The sequence below is a fragment of the Mesorhizobium sp. M7A.F.Ca.CA.003.01.2.1 genome (assembly GCF_003998945.1).
GTDB lineage: Bacteria > Pseudomonadota > Alphaproteobacteria > Rhizobiales > Rhizobiaceae > Mesorhizobium > Mesorhizobium ciceri.
In genome coordinates, this window is record NZ_RZRA01001111.1 from 1 (window position 1) to 1,629 (window position 1,629).

General features: G+C 64.6%; 2 protein-coding genes. Both read left to right on the forward strand.

All coding sequences use genetic code 11. The annotated features are described in order from the left end of the window. The coding region (locus EN969_RS30260) for a host attachment protein (RefSeq protein ID WP_206525270.1) at positions 1 to 266 on the forward strand (266 nt) is incomplete at its 5' end. 219 nt (positions 267 to 485) lie between these two features. Next, on the forward strand, positions 486 to 1,629 hold a 1,144-nt coding region (locus EN969_RS30265; protein ID WP_206525271.1), incomplete at its 3' end, for a cation:proton antiporter.

A 1,629-nucleotide genomic window follows, 5' to 3' on the forward strand; every position in this document is an offset into this window, starting at 1 on the left:
CCTCCGTACACCGCAGCGCAGTCGAGGATACGGACTGGCACCGCATCGGCAAGGAGCGTTTTGCCGATGAAATCGCCGCCCGGCTCTACAAGCTCGCGCATGACGGCGAGTTCAGCGAGATCGTGCTCGTCGCGCCGCCGGTGGTGCTTGGGACAATGCGCAAAAAGCTGCACAAGGAGGTCGGGGACAAGGTGACCGCCGAAATTCCCAAGACATTGACCAACCATGCCATACCGGAAATCGAGGCCTTGCTGCGGGCAGCCTGATCATCGATCGGCCCTGACGAATCGAGACGAATAGCTCCGCACAAATTCCGATCCGGCCGGCAGCTTTCTCAGCTGCCGGTCAAATTTTCGCGGCAGCGCCGTCGATTTCACGGCTTTGCGGGTTGCATCGCCGACATACCATCCACCATATTGCAAACAGGCGGCGGCCTTGGGCGGCGCTCATCCAACATCGCTGACTTGAAAGGCGCTCCATAGACAATGCCGCATGACACGCCCCTTATCGCCACCATCGTCGCCGGTCTGGGGCTGGCTTTCGTCTTCGGGGCTCTCGCCAACCGCTTCCGCATTCCGCCCCTGGTCGGTTATCTCATAGCCGGCGTGCTGGTCGGGCCGAACACGCCCGGCTTCGTCGCCGATGCCGGGCTTGCCAACGAACTGGCCGAAATCGGCGTCATCTTGCTGATGTTCGGCGTCGGGCTGCACTTCTCGCTCAAGGATCTGCTGTCGGTGCGTGCCATCGCCGTGCCGGGCGCCATCGTCCAGATCGGCTTTGCCACCGCGCTTGGCGCTGGTCTTGCCTGGATGCTCGGCTGGTCGATGGGCGCGGGGCTGGTGTTCGGCCTGGCGTTGTCGGTCGCCTCGACCGTGGTGCTGCTGCGTGCCCTGCAGGAACGGCGGATGATCGAGACCGAGCGCGGCCGCATCGCCGTCGGCTGGCTGATCGTCGAGGATCTGGCCATGGTGCTGGCGCTGGTGCTGCTGCCGGCGCTCGCTGGCGTGCTCGGCGGCCAGGAGCAGGCCGACGCCCATGCCAGCGGCCTGCTGTCGCTGCCGGCCAGCTACGGCATCTGGGGCGTCGTCGGCATCACGCTGGCCAAGGTCGCCGCCTTCGTCATCGTCATGCTGGTGGTCGGCCGCCGGGTCATTCCCTGGATCCTGCACTATGTCGCCCATACCGGCTCGCGCGAACTGTTCCGGCTGGCGGTTCTGGCCATCGCGCTCGGCGTCGCCTTCGGTGCGGCCAAACTGTTCGGTGTCTCGCTGGCGCTGGGCGCCTTCTTCGCCGGCATGATCATGAGCGAATCCGAACTCAGCCACCGCGCGGCGGAAGAATCGCTGCCGCTGCGCGATGCCTTCTCCGTGCTGTTCTTCGTCTCGGTCGGCATGCTGTTCGACCCGTTCAGCCTGATCAGCAATGGTTGGCCAATCCTGGCGACGCTCGCCATCATCGTCATCGGCAAATCACTGGCCGCGTTCGCCATCGTTGTTGCCTTCGGCTATCCCATCGCCACGGCGCTGATAATCTCGGCAAGCCTCGCCCAGATCGGCGAGTTCTCCTTCATCCTGGCTGAACTCGGCGTCGGGCTGAAGCTGCTGCCGGAACAGGGCCGCGACCTCATTC